The 15,811-nt window shown below is 71.2% G+C and carries 13 protein-coding genes; 4 read left to right on the forward strand and 9 right to left on the reverse strand.

Translation table 11 applies throughout. From position 1 onward, the window contains the following. The first annotated feature begins 121 nt into the window (after positions 1–121). Together LY13_RS07180 and LY13_RS07185 are read left to right on the forward strand one after the other, a co-directional pair. Complete coding sequence (locus tag LY13_RS07180; RefSeq protein WP_253827493.1) at positions 122–1,804, forward strand: GMC family oxidoreductase N-terminal domain-containing protein; 1,683 nt, start codon at positions 122–124, stop codon at positions 1,802–1,804. A gap of 28 nt (positions 1,805–1,832) precedes the next feature. Continuing rightward, the gene (locus LY13_RS07185; RefSeq protein WP_253827494.1) at positions 1,833–2,459 is read left to right on the forward strand and encodes a TetR/AcrR family transcriptional regulator; all 627 of its coding nucleotides are present in this window, start codon (positions 1,833–1,835) and stop codon (positions 2,457–2,459) included. 33 nt (positions 2,460–2,492) lie between these two features. Here LY13_RS07185 and LY13_RS07190 read toward each other — a convergent pair whose 3' ends face one another. From LY13_RS07190 to LY13_RS07200, 3 genes are all read right to left on the reverse strand, one after another. After that, entirely contained in the window at positions 2,493–3,155 is a 663-nt protein-coding gene (locus tag LY13_RS07190) for a histidine phosphatase family protein (RefSeq protein ID WP_253827495.1), read from the reverse strand. Beyond that, on the reverse strand, positions 3,155–3,910 hold the full coding sequence (locus LY13_RS07195; protein WP_253827496.1) for an SDR family oxidoreductase: 756 nt from the start codon (positions 3,908–3,910) through the stop codon (positions 3,155–3,157). Before LY13_RS07195 ends, LY13_RS07190 begins: the two co-directional genes overlap by 1 nt. Positions 3,911–4,069: 159 nt before the next feature. Then, positions 4,070–5,269: a S8 family peptidase gene (locus LY13_RS07200; protein WP_253827497.1), complete on the reverse strand. Its 1,200-nt coding sequence runs from the start codon at positions 5,267–5,269 to the stop codon at positions 4,070–4,072. Positions 5,270–5,492: 223 nt separating this feature from the next. Between LY13_RS07200 and LY13_RS07205 the strand changes: the two genes are divergently transcribed. Next, entirely contained in the window at positions 5,493–6,422 is a 930-nt protein-coding gene (locus LY13_RS07205) for a hypothetical protein (RefSeq protein ID WP_253827498.1), read from the forward strand. A 276-nt stretch (positions 6,423–6,698) separates the two neighbouring features. Here the strand turns inward: LY13_RS07205 and LY13_RS07210 are convergent, their stop codons facing one another. Beyond that, positions 6,699–8,324 carry an acyl-CoA synthetase gene (locus tag LY13_RS07210; RefSeq protein ID WP_253827499.1) on the reverse strand — a complete coding sequence of 542 codons (1,626 nt, stop codon included), beginning with the start codon at positions 8,322–8,324 and terminating at the stop codon, positions 6,699–6,701. Between the two features lie 164 nt (positions 8,325–8,488). On the opposite strand from LY13_RS07210, the gene LY13_RS07215 reads away from it, so the two are divergent. Then, positions 8,489–10,177, forward strand: coding sequence for a bifunctional 3'-5' exonuclease/DNA polymerase (locus LY13_RS07215; protein WP_253827500.1), 1,689 nt, complete (start codon positions 8,489–8,491; stop codon positions 10,175–10,177). 54 nt (positions 10,178–10,231) lie between these two features. Here LY13_RS07215 and LY13_RS07220 read toward each other — a convergent pair whose 3' ends face one another. The 5 genes from LY13_RS07220 to LY13_RS07240 all read right to left on the reverse strand — a co-directional run bounded on the left by LY13_RS07220 (position 10,232) and on the right by LY13_RS07240 (position 15,802). Beyond that, positions 10,232–11,227 (reverse strand): YncE family protein, encoded by a 996-nt coding sequence (locus tag LY13_RS07220; RefSeq protein ID WP_253827501.1) that lies wholly within the window; start codon positions 11,225–11,227, stop codon positions 10,232–10,234. 113 nt (positions 11,228–11,340) lie between these two features. Then, entirely contained in the window at positions 11,341–11,988 is a 648-nt protein-coding gene (locus tag LY13_RS07225; RefSeq protein WP_253827502.1) for a helix-turn-helix domain-containing protein, read from the reverse strand. 25 nt (positions 11,989–12,013) lie between these two features. After that, on the reverse strand, positions 12,014–13,279 hold the full coding sequence (locus tag LY13_RS07230) for an allantoate amidohydrolase (RefSeq protein ID WP_253827503.1): 1,266 nt from the start codon (positions 13,277–13,279) through the stop codon (positions 12,014–12,016). Then, entirely contained in the window at positions 13,276–14,451 is a 1,176-nt protein-coding gene (locus tag LY13_RS07235) for an NAD(P)/FAD-dependent oxidoreductase (protein WP_253827504.1), read from the reverse strand. The genes LY13_RS07230 and LY13_RS07235 overlap by 4 nt, the downstream gene beginning before the upstream one ends. 28 nt (positions 14,452–14,479) lie before the next feature. Beyond that, a complete protein-coding gene (locus LY13_RS07240; RefSeq protein ID WP_253827505.1) occupies positions 14,480–15,802 on the reverse strand; it encodes an FMN-binding glutamate synthase family protein in 1,323 nt (440 codons plus the stop codon). Between the last annotated feature and the right edge of the window lie 9 nt (positions 15,803–15,811).

Consider the following 15,811-nt stretch of genomic DNA (forward strand, 5'->3'; position numbering starts at 1 on the left):
GTGCGCATACCGCCGGCCGGAACGGTGCCGGCCCACGCCCGCACGTCCCGCCTCACAGCCGTCGGACCCGACCGTGCGAACACTCTTGACACCCTGCCAACAAGCGGCGAACGTGAGCTCCATGACGCGGTTCGACTACGATGTCCTGGTCGTCGGCTCCGGCTTCGGCGGCAGCGTGAGTGCGCTCAGGCTGACCGAGAAGGGCTACTCGGTCGGCGTCCTCGAAAGGGGCAGGCGGTTCGCCGATCACGAGCTGCCCACGACGTCGTGGCGCCTGCGGGACTACGTGTTCGCCCCCGCCCTGGGCTGCACGGGCATCCTGCGCATCACCCCGCTCAAGGAAGCGATGATCCTCTCCGGCGCGGGCGTCGGTGGCGGGTCGCTGGTCTACGCCAACACGCTCTACCAGCCCCCGGACGCCTTCTATGCCGACCCGCAGTGGGCTCACATCACCGATTGGAAGGCCGAGCTCGAGCCGTACTACGACCAGGCCAAGCGCATGCTCGGTGTCGCGAACTACCCGTGCACGACCCCCGCCGACGAGGTGATGCGTTCGGTGGCCGAGGACATGGGCGTCGGCGACACCTTCGGTCCGGCCCCGGTGGGCGTGTTCTTCGGCGACGAGACCACGGCCCGCGGCACGACCGTGCCCGATCCGTACTTCGGCGGTGCGGGACCGCAGCGCCGCACCTGCACCCACTGCGGCGAGTGCATGACCGGCTGCCGCCACAACGCCAAGAACACGACCGTCAAGAACTACCTGTACCTGGCCGAACGGGCGGGCGCGCAGGTGCACCCACTGACCACCGTCACCGAGGTGCGGCCCCTTCCCGGTGGTGGTTACGCCGTCGAGACGACCACCACCGGCAAGCCCTGGCGGAAACGCACGTGGCATGCCGAGCAGGTCGTCTTCTCCGCCGCCGCCGTCGGCACTCAGCGGCTGCTGCACGCGATGCGCGACCGTGGCGTCCTGCCACGGCTGTCGGACAGGCTGGGTGTGCTGGCACGCACGAACTCCGAGGCGATCCTCGCCGCCCGGTCGGTGCGGCCCGACACGGAGTACCACCGCGGCGTCGCGATCACGTCGTCGATCCACCCGGACGCGGTCACGCACGTCGAGCCGGTGCGCTACGGCAAGGGCAGCAACCTGCTCGCCCTCCTCGGTGCCGTGCTCGTCGACCCGAAACCCGGCAGGCCACGCTGGCTGCTGGGCCTCAAGGAGATGTGGCGCAGGCGGCGCGAACTGCCGAAGCTCCACAACCCGAAACGCTGGTCGGAACAGACGATCGCGCTGCTGGTGATGCAGACGCTCGACAACTCGGTCACCACCTACACCAAGCGGGGCAGGCTCACGACGAAGCAGGGCATCGGCGAGCCCAATCCGACGTGGATCCCGGCGGGACACGAGGTCACGCGGCGCGTCGCGGACAAGATCGACGGGCTGCCCGGCGGTGGCTGGAACGATCTCGCCAACGTGCCACTGACCGGTCACTTCATCGGCGGCTGCGCCATCGGCGACTCACCCGCGACCGGCGTCGTCGACCCGTACCAGCGGCTGTACGGCCACGAGGGACTGCACGTCGTGGACGGCTCGGCGATCTCGGCGAACCTCGGCGTCAACCCGTCGCTGACCATCACCGCGCAGGCCGAACGGGCGATGGCGCTGTGGCCGAACAAGGGCGACGCCGATCCGCGGCCCGCGCTGGGCACCGAGTACCGCCGGGTGCGCGCGGTGCCGCCGAAGAACCCGGTCGTCCCCGAGGCCGCACCCGGCGCGCTGCGACTGCCCCTGTCACCGGCATGATCCCGGAGCTCGTGCGAGACTGCCCCGCATGACAGCCGGATCCGCGCCGAAGTGGCGCAGGCTCGAGCCGGACGAGCGCAGGGAACAGATCTTCGCCTGCGCCGCAGAGCTGTTCGGCGAACGTCCGTACGCCGCCGTGTCCACGGCCGACATCGCGGCACGCGCCGGCGTCGCCCGCGGGCTGATCAACCACTACTTCGGCACGAAACGCGAGCTGTACCTCGCCGTGGTGCGGCGGGCGCTGACCCTGCCGCCGTCCGCGGTGACCACACTGCCCGACGGTTCGCTGGCCGAACGCACCGACGCGGCCGTCGACTGGTTCCTCGACATGGTGAGCAAGCAGCAGAAGACGTGGCTCGCCGCGATCACCCCGGAGGGCATCGGCCGGGACGAGGAGGTCGAACGCATCCTCGACGAGGCCGACCGCGACGCCGCGGGCCTCGTGCTGGAGGCCATGGGATTCTCCCGTGACGACGACCGCTGGGAGCAGTTGATCGCGGTGATCCGCACCTACGCGGGCATGGTCAAGGCCGCCAGCCGCGAATGGCTCGACCGCGAGACGCTCAACCGCAGTCAGGTGCACACCGTGCTCTCGCAGGTGCTCCGCACCCTCGTCGCCGACGTCATCCCCCGCGCCCGCACCCAGTCCTCGTGACCGTGACCGGACACGACGTGCCGGGCGACGGGTTCAGCGGTAGGTCACGTAGCCGGCCGCCGGGCCGTCGAAATGGCCGTGTTCGTTGAACGAGACCAGCGTCAGACCGGAGCGGCCGGTGGCGAGCTTGCTGATCCCGGCGTTCACCGCGACGCGGCTGAGCGTCACCAAGTGCGTCTCGGGAGTGCCGAGCAGCAGGCCGCACAGCGTCGCGATCACGCCGCCGGAGGTGAACACGACGGCCTGCTCGCCCTTGCCGAGCGCGCCGGCCACGTCGGCCGCGGCGGCCTCCACCCGGTCACGGAACGCCGGCCACGGCTCGGCCGCGTCACTGCTCTCGCCCGCGGCCGCCCACGCGGCGAGCGCCGACTCCAGCACGCGCTGGAAACCACGCGGATCGGCCGCGTCCTGCGGCCTGCCGTCCCCGTGTGCGCCGACGACGTCGGAGTCGGCGTACTCGTCCCACCGCGGATCCTCTGTCGCCGTGACGCCCGGCGCACACTCGGCCAGCGCCAGTTCCGCGGTGGCGCGCTGCCGGGCGAGCGAACCACACCACGCGTGGTCGACCCGTACCTGCCTGCGCGCCAGCTCGGCACCCACCAGCCGTGCCTGCTCCCGGCCCAGTTCGGACAGCCGGTCGTAGTCCGCGGCGCCGAACGACGCCTGTCCGTGCCGCACGAGGTGGATCGTGCCCATCAGACGAGCTTCCGGAAGACGCCGACGGGCAGCGCCTTCAACAGCACCGACAACGGCGTCCACGGCCACGCGGGCACGTAGGCGGTTCCGCGCTCGGACTCGATGGCCTTGACCAACGAGTCGGCGCCGCGGTCCGCGCCGGCGACCAACGGCGTGCGGCCGCCGGAGCGTGATGTCATCTCGGATTCGATGAAGCCCGGCAGCACGGTGCTGACGCCGATCGGCGTGCCGTGCACGTCGGCACGGATGCCGTCGGCGAGCGCCGCCACCCCGGCCTTCGACGCACCGTAGGCGGTCATGTTCCGCGGCATACCGCGGATCGCGCTGAACGACGACACGACGACGAGGTGTCCCGCGTTCTGCTCCCGGAACAGTTCCATCGCCGCCTCGCACTGCGCGAGGCCGGCGACCAGGTTGGTCTCGACCGTCTGCCGGTTCGCGGCGAAGTACCCGGTGCCGACCGGCTGCCCCTTGCCGAGACCGGCGTTGACGATGATGCGGTCCAGTCCACCGAGCTCGTCGGCGAACGACCGGAAGACGGTGAACACGTCGTCGTGGGCGTTCACGTCGAGGCCGGCCGTGGCCACGCGGATACCGGGGTGCCGTTCGGTCAGCTCGGCGGCCAGCGTGTCGAGCCGCTCGGTGCGGCGGGCGCACAGCGCGAGGTCACGGCCCGCGGCGGCGAACCGCCGCGCCATCCCCTCGCCGAGTCCGGAGCTGGCGCCGGTGATCAGGATCCTCTTCCGGGTGGTCATGACCCGACTCTGCCACGTCGACACCGGCGAGCGGGGTGTCGGTCGTGCCACACCGCAGCGAGTGCCCCGGCCCGGTCACCGACGACCGGTGGCCCGGCGCCGCCTGGCGCCGGGCCACCGGTGGAACGCCCCGCTCAGCGGGTACGGATCAGCCGTCGATCACTCCTGACCCGTGTTCAGCAGCAGGTTCGGCGTGGCGCCGGTCGGGTTGGTGATGACGTCCGGCGTCGCCGACGTCGTCAGCGCCTCGGACACCTCCGCCGGGGTGGCCTCCGGGTTGTCGGCCAGGTACAGCGCCGCGGCACCGGCGACGTGCGGAGCCGCCATCGACGTACCGGACAGTGCCGTCTCCCCGCCGCCCATCTGGGCCGACACGATGTCGACGCCCGGAGCGTAGATGTCGACGACCTCGCCGTAGTTGGAGAAGTCGGCCTGCTCGTCCTGGTCGCCCGAGGCCGCCACGGTGATGGCGTCCTGCACCCGCGCCGGGGAGCTGCCACTCGCGTCGGAGCTCTCGTTGCCCGCGGCGACGGAGAACGTCACGCCGGCGTCGATGGCACCCTGCACCGCGGTGTCGAGGGCCTGGTCGGCGGTGCCACCCAGGCTCATGTTCGCCACGGCCGGGCCCGAGGCGTTCTCGGCGACCCATTCGACACCGGAGATGACGCCGTCGGTCGTGCCCGAGCCGTTCTCGTCGAGCACCCGCACCGGCACGATGTCCGCGCCCTTGGCGACGCCGTAGTCGGTGCCCGCCACCGTGCCGGCGACGTGCGTGCCGTGGCCCTGTTCGTCGTCGGCGTCGGTGTCACCGTCGATGAAGTCCTGGCCGGGCTGCACGCGGCTGCCGAAGTCGGGGTGCGAGGAGTCGACACCGGTGTCGATGATGTACGCGGTGACGTTGTCGGCCTGCGTGGTGTAGGTGTACGAGTCGTCCAGCGGCAGCGCCGCCTGGTCGATCCGGTCCAGCCCCCAGGACGGCGTCGGCGACTGCGTCTCGGTCGCCTGCACCCGCTGGTTCTGCACGACGTAGTCGACCGACGGGTCGGCCGCCAACCGCTTCGCCTCCGCCTCGTCGGCCGCGACGGTGAAGCCGTCCAGCACCGTGTCGTAGGTCGTCGACACGTTCGCGCCGTACTCACCGGCCAGCTCCGTCGCCGCCGTCGAGACCGACGCCGTCCGCATGTCGTCGTTCAGGACGACGATGTAGCTGCCGTCGACCGCGTTGGGCGTGTTCGCCGAGAGGATCTTCCCCTCCGGCGCCGCAGCAGCGGACCCCAGGCCGGCCGCGACCAGTCCGGTCACACCGGCGGCCACGACGCCCGCGTTCAGGCTCCGCCTCAGCTTGCGAGAGTTACCCATTCGGATTCCTTCCGTTATCCCGGCAGGTTCGGGACTCATGCAAGCGGCGCGGGAAGCCGGGTGGCAATGATTCACAGTTACCAGTTGTGGACCGACCACCGTAACGAGCGATACTCCTAATGGTCTAAATGTCACTGTGTGCATCCAGACCCTCACGCGTTACAGGATCCTGCTAGCGTTGTCCATATCGTTATGGGCTCGGCATCGGGAGGCGATCCGGCACGTGGGTAACACCGCGTTCTCGGCGGCACTGCGCTCCGCCATCGCCACCAGCGGACTCGGTCTGGACCGCATCCAGGCTCGCCTCCAGGACCACGGCATCACGATCAGCGTCACCGCGTTGAGCTACTGGCAGTCCGGGAAACGACAGCCCGAACGCCAGAGTTCGATCTCGGCGGTACGCGCCCTCGAGGAAATCCTCGACGTCCCGGCGGGAACCCTGCTCGGCCTGCTGCCCCCGCCTCGCCCGCGCGGCAGCACCTCCCGGCGCCGGCTCGAGGACCGGGCGCAACGTCCACTCAGCCTCGACGACCCGCCCGCGGTCGCCCTCGTCGGCCTGTACGACCACTGCATGGTCGCGACCGAGTCGGCGCCCGTCGCGCCCGTCGGTGGCGACGCCTCCGGCGGCGGCGACCGCACTCGCCCGGCGCCGGACGTGGTCACCACCAGCACCGTGACGGCCAAGGCGATCTTCCGCGCCCGCGCCGACGGCCAGGACCGGTGGTTGCTGGCCTACCGGCAGGACGGCGCAGCAGGCGAGGCCGGCCCGCCGGAGCTCACGGCGTTGCGGAACTGCACCGTGGGCCGCGTCGAGGTGGACCCGGCCGCGAACCTCACCCTCGCGGAACTGATCTTCAGCCGGGCGATCGACACCGGTGAGACCCACCTCGTCGAGTATTCGCTGTCCTATCGCCACGATCCTCGAGCCGACACGAGGAAGGCACACTTCCGCGAGTTCCGGGAGACGATTCCCGAGTATCTGCTCGAGGTCGATTTCGACCCGGCGTGCCCGCCCGGGCAGTGCTGGCGGTACTCCTACCGCAGCCACGGCGGCACGGCCGATTCCGAGGACGTCCTGCTCGACGAGCAGGGCCGCGCACACGCCGTCGCCGTCGACTTCGGACCCGGCGTCTTCGGCATCGGCTGGCTGTAGCGACGTTCGTCGGTGCGGTCACCGCGTGTGGCCGCCGGAGTGTGATCGCCGCACCCGACCATCGTCCCCACCGCCGCGCCGGTTACCGCCGCGGATATCCGATTCTTCCGCCGTCGCCCGGTTTTGCGGGGAACTTCCGTCGGTACCGACGCCCACCGTCGCGACGCCACCGCGAAACGGCCGTGCAGGGCCGTGCCGGAACGCACACACGGGCGGTCGTGCCGGAACGACGTGGTTCCGGCACGACCGCCCGTGGAAGGACGCTTCGTCAGCGCCTCAGCCGAGCTTGTCGCGCAACAGCTTGCCGGTCGCGTTGCGCGGCAGTGCCTCGACGAACTCGACATCGCGCGGCACCTTGTACCGGGCGAGGTTGTCCTTGACGAACGCGCGCACCGCGTCGGCGTCCAGTGTGGACCCGTTCGCGCGTGCGACGACCGCCTTGAGCCGTTGGCCGAACTCGTCGTCGGGCACGCCCACGACGCCCGCCTCGAGGATCTCGGGGTGCTCGACGAGCAGGTTCTCGACCTCGATCGGATACACGTTCTCGCCGCCGGAGACGATCATCTCGTCGTCCCGGCCGTCGATGAACAGCAGGCCCTCCTCGTCGAAATGGCCGACGTCGCCGCTGGCGAGCAGCCCGTCGATGATCTCCTTGTTCCGGCCGTCGGTGTAGCCCTCGAACGCGAGCCCGCTGCCGACGAACACGCGGCCGGTGACGTGCGGTTCGGTGATCCGCGTGCCCCGCTCGTCGTAGAGCGCCACCCGGCAGCCGACCGGTGGCCGCCCGACCGTGCCCGGCGCCTTGGCCCAGTCCTCGGGCGTCGCGACGGCTGCGACGGCGACCTCGGTGGAGCCGTACAGGTTGTGGATCACGGGACCGAAGATCTCCGTGGCGCGGTTGCCGATGTCCGGCGGCAGCGCGGAACCGGCGAGGAAAATGATCCGCAGGGCGGAGGTGTCGTACTTGCCGATGATCTCCGGTCCGAGGTCGATGATCCGCTGCAACATGGTCGGCACGAGCACCAGTGCGGTGCAGCCGTACTTCTCGACCCCGCGCAGCGCCTCTTCCGGATCGAACTTGCGCCGCACCACGACCGTGTTGCCGAGCGCGAGCGACAGGATGAACTGGGAGATCCCGGTGCCGTGGAACAGGGGCGCGCCCATGTAGGTCGCCTCGCCGACCCGCAGCGGGATGCGGTCGAGGAACTGCGCCGAGTCGAGTCCGGAGATCTTCGGCCGCGGCGCACCCTTCGGGGTCCCCGTGGTGCCGCTGGTGAGCAGCACGAGTCCGCCCGGCTTGGGCGGCGCCTCGGGCGCCGTGTCGCCGGCCCCGTCGATCAGCTCGTCGAGCGTCGTGACGCCGCCGGTCGCCGCGGGGTCGTCGACCCAGCCGAGGTAGCGGTCCACACCCTCGATACCGCTGAGCAGGTCGGTGAACTCCTCGTCGTAGACGAGCACCCGCACCTTCTCCCGTGCGGCGACGTCGGTCAGCTGCGGACGGGCGAAACCGGTGTTCATCAGCAACAGCGCCGCGCCGAGCTTGTTGGCCGCCAGCATGGTCAGCACGAGGCCACGGTGGTCACGGCAGAGCGCGGCGATGCTCGACCCGGCACCGACACCGCGGGCGGCCCACGCGCGCGCCAGCGCGTTCGACTTCCGCTCCAGCTCGTCGAAGGTCAGCGGGCCGCGCTCGTCGACCAGGCCGGTGTCCATCGGATTCCGGCGCGCCGCGATGCGGACCGCGCCCGCGATCGGGCCGTACGTGCTCGTGAGCACCAGCGAACGCACGCCCTCGTGCAACCGGGGAAACGGCAGCAGGCCCGCCCGCCACATGACCCCGACACTGCGCGCCTTCTCCGTCACGCGCGTGACCAGCTCTGATACCACCGGCAGCGTCTTCATCCGGGCACCTCCTCGGGCTCGTGCGCCATAACCTACCGGTTAGTAGGGCAATTGGAGCAACCCTCGTACCGGTGAACGCGGCCGGGGAGTAACGGACGTCTCATCGCCGTCGACGACGGCAACCGCGGGGCGGCGTGTCGGTGGCGGGGAGCAGAATCGGCCGCGTGCATGTGATCGTCACCCGGGATTCCACCGGCCGCTTCTCGGTACGCATCCCGGACGGCGAGCAGGACGCGGATGCGGCCGCCACGATCGACGGGCTGCCGGCAACGCTGTCGGCCGACGAGTTCGCCACCGTCGCGCGGCGGTGGGAATCGCGGCGTCCGCGGTGGGTGCTGCCGTCGGTGGAGCGCGACTATCCGGCGCTGGTCGGCGCCGGGGTCCGGCTGCGGCGGTGTCACGATCTGTCCCTCGTCGAAGGGCTGCTCCTGGCGTTCGCGGGCGAGCACGATCGCTCGCGCACTCTCGCCGCCGCGCACGCGCGGGTGCGCGGCCTCGCTCCTCCGGTCGAGACGGCCCACGTGGCCGCACCGGACGAACAACCCGCCCTGTTCGACCCGCAGAGCTCGGGACTGCCCGCCGACGTCGACCCGGCCGAGGCCGCCGAGGTGGTGCTGGCCGATCAGCGGATTCGGCTGGACCGGCTCGACGAGTCGGGCCGGCTCCGGCTGCTGGTGGCGGCCGAGTCGGCGAGCGCACTGGCGGCCGCCGAGATGTCGGCCGACGGGCTGCCGTGGCGCAGCGACCGCCACGAGGCGTTGTTGGCCGAGCTGCTCGGACCGCGGGTCCCCGCCGGTTCGCGGCCCGCCGCTCTCGCCGCGCTGGCGCAGCGGATCGACGAGGCGTTCAGCAGGCCGGTGAACCCCGACCATCCGGAGAGCATCGTGCGCGGGTTCGGCAGGGCCGGGATCTCCGTGCCGTCGGCGCGGGCGCACGTGCTGCGGCGGATCGACCACCCCGCGGTCGCCCCGCTGCTGGAGTACAAGGAGCTGGCACGACTCCACGCGGCGCACGGGTGGGCGTGGCTGGACCAGTGGGTCCGGGGTGACCGGTTCCGCCCGGTGTACGTCGTCGGCGGCGTCGTGTCGGGCCGCTGGGCGAGCCGCGGCGGTGCGGCTCTGCAGATCCCGCGGGTACTGCGCGGCTGCGTGACCGCCGACGACGGTTGGAAACTGGTCGTGGCGGACGCCGCGCAGCTCGAACCGCGGATCCTGGCGGCGCTCTCCGGCGACCGGCGGCTGGCCGAGGTCTCCCGGTCGGAGGACCTGTACTCGAGCCTGGCCGCCGAGCTGCATCCCGGCGCGGCGGAGGAGCACCGGCCCGCCGCGAAGATCGCGATGCTGTCGGCGATGTACGGCGGCACCGCGGGCGAGGCGGCGGCCACGCTCGGCCTGCTGCGACGCCGATTTCCCGACGCGGTGTCCTATGTGGAGCACGCAGCCACGGTGGGCGAACGCGGCAAGGCCGTCCGCTCCCGGCTGGGCCGCACCTCTCCCCCGCCGTCCGAGGCGTGGCGCGAGCTCACCGGTGGCGACGGAGCCGAGGACGCGGCACGGCGGGCCTCCCGCGACTGGGGCAGGTTCACGCGTAACTTCGCCGTGCAGGCCAGCGCGGCCGATTGGACGGCGGTGCTGCTCGCCACGCTCCGCACCCGGCTGCCGGAGCCGGCCCGCCTGGTGTTCTTCGTGCACGACGAGGTGCTCGTGCACACACCCGCCGAGCTCGCCGACGCCGTGGTCACGTGCCTCGAGGAGTCGGTCGCGGAGACGACCCGGCTGGTGTTCGGCGCGGCGTGCCCGGTGCGGTTCCCCATGCCCGCCACCATCGTCGACTCCTACGCCGACGCGAAGTGAGGGACGATCCGGTCGGGAACGCCGGCGGATCACACCGCCGCCGGCTCGGCGCGCTCAGATCAGTGCGGTGACGTCGGGTTCCGAGCCGGTCGAGAGGGTGCCGGTCGCCTCGAACGTCTCGAGGTCGAGGATCGCGACCGTGTCGATGTCCAGCAGGGTCACGAACGCCGTCGGCTCCGTGGGGTGGAACGAGATGCCCGCGGGGATGCCGTCGAAGGTGACGGACCGTTCCTCCCGCAGCTCGGCGTCGTACCGGGTGACGGTGCGGTTCTCGATGTCGGTGGTCAGCAGCCTGTCCTGACCCGGGACGACGTAGACGCGCAGTGGATCGCCAGGCACGTCCTGCCGCTTCCGTTCCTTCAACGTCCGCGCGTCGAGCGCGACGAGTTGCTTGTCCCGGCGCGCGCCGACGTACAGCACCTGCTCGTCCCCGCTGAGGGCGCAGCTCTCCGGCAGCCGTCCCGGTGATGCGATCACGGGTGGCTCGGCGGCGTCGTGCGGGTCGACCCGGCTCACGGTGTGCGAGAGCAGGCCGGTGACGTAGGCCAGGGATCCGTCGCGGTTCGTGACCACCATGTGGGTCTTGATCCCCCCGGTGTGCACGGCCGCCGACGGGGCCTCCGCGTGCGCCGGGTCGTCGACCCGCAGCAGCACCGCCTTCTCCTCACTCAGCACGTGGAGCCGGCTCTGAGCGTCGATCGCGATGCCGTGCAGGCGGTTGAACGGGCTGAGGTCGATGGTCCGGACGAGTTCCCGCGCCGCGAGATCGACGACGAACACGCTCGTCCCGCCGGTGCCCACGTCACCGGACATCCGCACGCCGTAGTGTCCGATGTAGGCCAGCCGACGCGCACGGTCGACGACCATCTCGTGCGGATACTCACCGAGCTCGATCCGCTCGAGCAGGGTGCCGCCTGCGACGTCGTGGAAGGACACGGCGTGGCCGCTCTTCTCCACCACGACCAACGTCCCTTCGACGCCGCGCCCCGCGCCGCCGCCCGCCTCGTCCGTCGCCTGTCGCGCCACGTCGATCCGCCTCTTCCTCGTCACCCGACTGTCGCCGCCAGGCTATGGGAGGGCGCAGGGCCGATCAACGACGCCTCGGATCGCCCCGGCGGACCCGGCTCCGCGCGCGCCGCGGTCCGCGGCGGCCCGATCGGGGATCACACCGTCGAATCGGGGAAGGCGATCACGGACAGGAACCGGATCGGGAAGCTGATCAGCTCCACGGGGCCGTGTGGCGCCTCACCATCGATCTGCAGCGAGTCGCCGGCGGTCATCCGGTAGACCGACCGGCCGTGTCCGTAGGCCATCTCGCCGTCCAGCAGGTAGATGAACTCGGTCCCGGGGTGTTCGAAGAGCGGGTGGACCTCGCTCTGGGCGTCGAGCGTGACCAGCAGGCACTCCAGTCGTTTGTGCTCACCCCGGAGCATGCCCAGAAGCTCGTACTCGTGACCGACCTGCGTGCCGTTGCGGACGATGCGGGTCCCCTGTCCCGCGGGAACGAAGGAGGCCGGCCGCTCGGTCTCCGCGCCCCGGAACAGGGACGTCACCGGGACGTCGAACGTGGCGGCCAGCCGCGCCAGGGTCGCCAGGCTGCACGAGGTCTGCGCGTTCTCGATCTTCGAGAGCATCGCCTTGGAGATGCCGATCTGATCCGCCATGAAACCCACGGACACGCCGTGCTGGGCACGCAGTCGCCGGACATTGCGCGCGATCGCCTCCTCCAGCGCGACCTCTTCCACGGTCTCGCTCTCGTGGCGGTTCCGTGCCGTACCCGAGACGTTGCGGAGCAGGTTCTCGTCGGACATGCGTCCACCATAACGGCGCACCGTTTCACACGAGTGGACAGCCGCCCGTCGTGTCGGTGTCCGGGGCGGTCGGCACCGTGGGAGGGTCGGCCGCCAACAGTTCCAGACCATCGGCGAGCGCCGCGGCTCCGGCCTCGGCATCGGCGTCCTCGCAGAGCTCCTCCGGAGCGTGCGAGACCCCGGTCGGGTTGCGGGTGAACAGCATCGCGGTCGGCACTCGGCCGGCAAGCACACCCGCGTCGTGACCGGCACCGGTCGGCAGCTGCGGTGCGTCGCCCAGGTGTGCCGACAGCCGGTCGCGCAGCGCAGCGTCGAAGTCGACGGTGCCGCTGAGCGATTCCTCGGTGAGCGTCGCCGTGCAGCCCTCGTCGGTGGCCAGCTCGGCCGCTTCCTCGCCGATCCGCGCGACCAACGATGCGGTGACGGTGTCGTCGGGATGCCGGACATCCAGCCAGACGTCCACCGTGGATGCGATAACGTTGGTGCCACCGGGCACGGGTTGCAGCCGCCCGACGGTCGCGCGGGCGCCCGGCTCGGCGCGCGCCAGATCGCGCACAGCCGCGATCAGCCGCCCGGCGGCCACCATCGGGTCACGGCGATCGGCCATCAAGGTCGTACCGGCGTGGTTGCCCTCGCCCTGTATCGAGATCCGCCAGCGCCCGTGCCCCAGGATCGACGTCGCCACACCGACCGGACGGCCGAGGTCGACGAGCCCACGTCCCTGTTCGACGTGCAGCTCCACGAACGCCTTCATCCGCGCGATCGCGTCGGGGTCGGGCCCCATGCGTTCCGGGTCGAGTCCGCTGCGGGCGGCGACCTCGGCGTACGTGAGGCCGTCGGTGTCCTTCAGCGCCAGGGCCCGTTCCGGGGTGATCGCACCGGTCGCCAGGCGGGATCCGAGGCACGCGACGCCGAACCGCGAGCCCTCCTCCTCGCCGAACACGGCGATGGCACGCGTCCCGCCGACGCCGCGTGCGGCCAGCTGATCGAAGGCCACGAGCGCCGAGGCGATGCCGAGCGGCCCGTCGTAGGCGCCGCCACCGGGCACCGAGTCCAGATGCGACCCGGTGACGGCCGCCCCGTCCCGGCTTCCGGAGGGCGCGTGCCACGCCCAGATGGTGCCGTTGTGGTCGGTACGGACATCGAGTCCACGCCGGGCCGCGTGGCCGCGGAACCACTCCCGCAGTGTGTGTTCGGCATCGGAGTGGACGGGACGGGAGTACCCGCCGCGCGCGGGATCGCGGCCGATGTCGGCGATCTCGTCCAGCAGCCCTGCGACGGTGTCGGTCATCGCATCTCCCCCGCGCCGACGTAGGGATGCGGGCTGCGCAGGAGCGCGCCGGTCTCGAAGCGCTCCAACCGGAAGTCGCTCGCCGGGATGTCCGGGTCGGTGCTGTCGCCCTCGAGCACCAGGTCCGCGACGAGGTCGCCGACGGCGGGACTGATCTTGAAGCCGTGGCCGGCGAAACCGGCGCACAGCGTCAGCCCGGCGACGTCGCCGACGGGCGCGATCACCGGATTCCAGTCCGGAGGTACGTCGTAGACACCGGCGTAGGTGTGCGTCACCGACGGCTCCGGGAATCCCGGGAACCGGTGCATGACTTTCTCGGCGTAGGCCAGGACGCTGCTCTCCGCGGCGACATTGGAGTAGTTGTCCGGGTCGACGAACTTCTTCTCCGCGTCGTCGTGGTCGCTGTTGCCGACCAGGAACTGCCCGGCCCCCTCGACACGGCAGTACTGCAGACTCACGAGGTCGGACACCACCGGCAGGTCGGGCAGCAGCTCGCCGGCGTCGACGACGAGCAACTCGGACCGGTAGGCGTCGATCGGGAAGTGGATTCCCAGGTCCGCCACCAGTTTCGCCGACCACCAACCCGCCGCGACGATCACCTGATCGGCTTCCACGGTCTCCCCTGACGCCAGTTCGACACCGGTGACCCTCCCGCCCGCGGTGACGATCCGCGCGACCGGTGTCTGCTGCCGCACCTGCGCGCCCTTCGCACGCGCCAGCTGTCCGAAGTGGAGCGCCAGCTGGGTGGCGTCGGCGAATCCGCCGCGGGGTTCGTACGCGGCCGCTGCGACGTCGTCGACGTGCATCATCGGCCACATCGCGGCCAGCGTGTCGACGTCGATCATCTCCGCCTCGACGCCGAGTCCCTGGTGGGTGGCGATGTTGGCGCGCAGCGGCTCCGCGTTCTCCTCGCCCACGAGGACCGTGTATCCGCACTGCCGGAACCCCACAGCGTCACCGAATTCCTCGAACACGGGAAGACTGCGCCACGCCATCGCGGCAAGGGACGGCACGCCGTAGTGGGCACGCACGATGCCGCTGGACTTGCCCGTGCCACCCTCGGCCAGCGTGCCGCGTTCTAGCACCAGCACCTCGCCGGCACCGCGCTCGGTCAGCGCACGGGCGATCGAGAGCCCGATCAACCCGCCGCCGACGACGATCGTCCTGCTCATGCTCACTCCTTCGCCCCGCCGGACGGTCTCAGCTTCCGGGAATCCACGACGTACCGGCGAGTGGAACCCGCGCCATGGCGGCGGATTCGATCGTCAGCGCGACGAGGTCCTCCGGCTCCAGGTGCCGTAGGTGTGCCTTGCCGCAGGCCCGCGCGATGGTCTGCGCCTCCATCGTCAGCACCCGCAGGTAGTTGGCGAGTCGCGCGCCACCGGCGACCGGGTCGAACCGAGCGGCCAGTTCCGGGTCCTGCGTCGTGATGCCCGCGGGGTCGCAACCGTCCTGGAAGTCGTCGTAACACCCTGCGGCGGATCCGATCTTCTCGTACTCGGCCGCGTAGGCCGGGTCGTTGTCGCCGAGTGCGATCAGCGCGGCGGTGCCGATGGCGACGGCGTCCGCGCCCAGTGCCATCACCTTGGCGACATCGGCCCCGGTGCGGATGCCGCCGGAGGCGATCAGCTGCACACCCTTCTCGCCCGCGCGGTGCACGCCGAGTTCCTGCAGGGCCTGCGCGGCCTGGGGAATCGCGGCGAGTGTCGGGATGCCGACGTGCTCGATGAACACCTCCTGCGTCGCCGCGGTGCCGCCCTGCATGCCGTCGACGACGACCACGTCGGCGCCCGCGTGCACGGCGAGTTTGGTGTCGTAGTAGGTCCGGCTCGCGCCGACCTTCACGTAGATCGGCTTCTCGTGGTCGGTGATCTCCCGCAACTCGTTGATCTTGATCGTGAGGTCGTCGGGGCCGGTCCAGTCCGGGTGTCGCGACGCGCTGCGCTGGTCGATCCCTTCGGGCAGTGTGCGCATGCCGGCCACGCGCTCGGAGATCTTCTGGCCCAGCAGCATCCCGCCGCCGCCCGGCTTCGCACCCTGACCGAGAACGACCTCGACGGCGTCGGCCTTGCGCAGGTCGTCGGGATTCATGCCGTAGCGGCTCGGCAGGTACTGGTAGACGAGATGCTTCGACTGGCCCCGTTCCTCGGGTGTCATGCCGCCGTCGCCGGTGGTGGTCGAGGTCCCGACCTCCGACGCACCGCGTCCCAGCGCCTCCTTGGCGGCGCCGGACAGCGCGCCGAACGACATGCCCGCGATGGTCACCGGCACGTCCAGGTGCAGCGGGTACCGGGCACCTCGCGTGCCCAACGCGACGTCGGTGTCGCAGCGTTCCCGGTAGCCCTCGAGCGGATAGCGGGACATCGACGCTCCGAGGAACAGCAGGTCGTCGAAGTGCGGCACCGAGCGCTTGGCGCCCCAGCCACGGATGTCGTAGACGCCCGTGTCGGCGGCGCGCCGGATCTCCGCGATCGCGGCGCGGTCGAAGGTGGCCGACTCGCGCAGTCCCCACGTGTTGGTCACGGCGATCCT

Source organism: Prauserella aidingensis, from assembly GCF_024171865.1.
Lineage (GTDB): Bacteria > Actinomycetota > Actinomycetes > Mycobacteriales > Pseudonocardiaceae > Prauserella > Prauserella aidingensis.

What these genes read in the sequence shown, in the direction of transcription:
- LY13_RS07180 (WP_253827493.1), top strand. Translation starts at nt 122, where the DNA reads ATGACGCGGTTCGACTACGATGTCCTGGTCGTCGGCTCCGGCTTCGGC.
- LY13_RS07185 (WP_253827494.1), top strand. Translation starts at nt 1,833, where the DNA reads ATGACAGCCGGATCCGCGCCGAAGTGGCGCAGGCTCGAGCCGGACGAG.
- LY13_RS07190 (WP_253827495.1), bottom strand. Translation starts at nt 3,155, where the DNA reads ATGGGCACGATCCACCTCGTGCGGCACGGACAGGCGTCGTTCGGCGCC.
- LY13_RS07195 (WP_253827496.1), bottom strand. Translation starts at nt 3,910, where the DNA reads ATGACCACCCGGAAGAGGATCCTGATCACCGGCGCCAGCTCCGGACTC.
- LY13_RS07200 (WP_253827497.1), bottom strand. Translation starts at nt 5,269, where the DNA reads ATGGGTAACTCTCGCAAGCTGAGGCGGAGCCTGAACGCGGGCGTCGTG.
- LY13_RS07210 (WP_253827499.1), bottom strand. Translation starts at nt 8,324, where the DNA reads ATGAAGACGCTGCCGGTGGTATCAGAGCTGGTCACGCGCGTGACGGAG.
- LY13_RS07225 (WP_253827502.1), bottom strand. Translation starts at nt 11,988, where the DNA reads ATGTCCGACGAGAACCTGCTCCGCAACGTCTCGGGTACGGCACGGAAC.
- LY13_RS07230 (WP_253827503.1), bottom strand. Translation starts at nt 13,279, where the DNA reads ATGACCGACACCGTCGCAGGGCTGCTGGACGAGATCGCCGACATCGGC.
- LY13_RS07235 (WP_253827504.1), bottom strand. Translation starts at nt 14,451, where the DNA reads ATGAGCAGGACGATCGTCGTCGGCGGCGGGTTGATCGGGCTCTCGATC.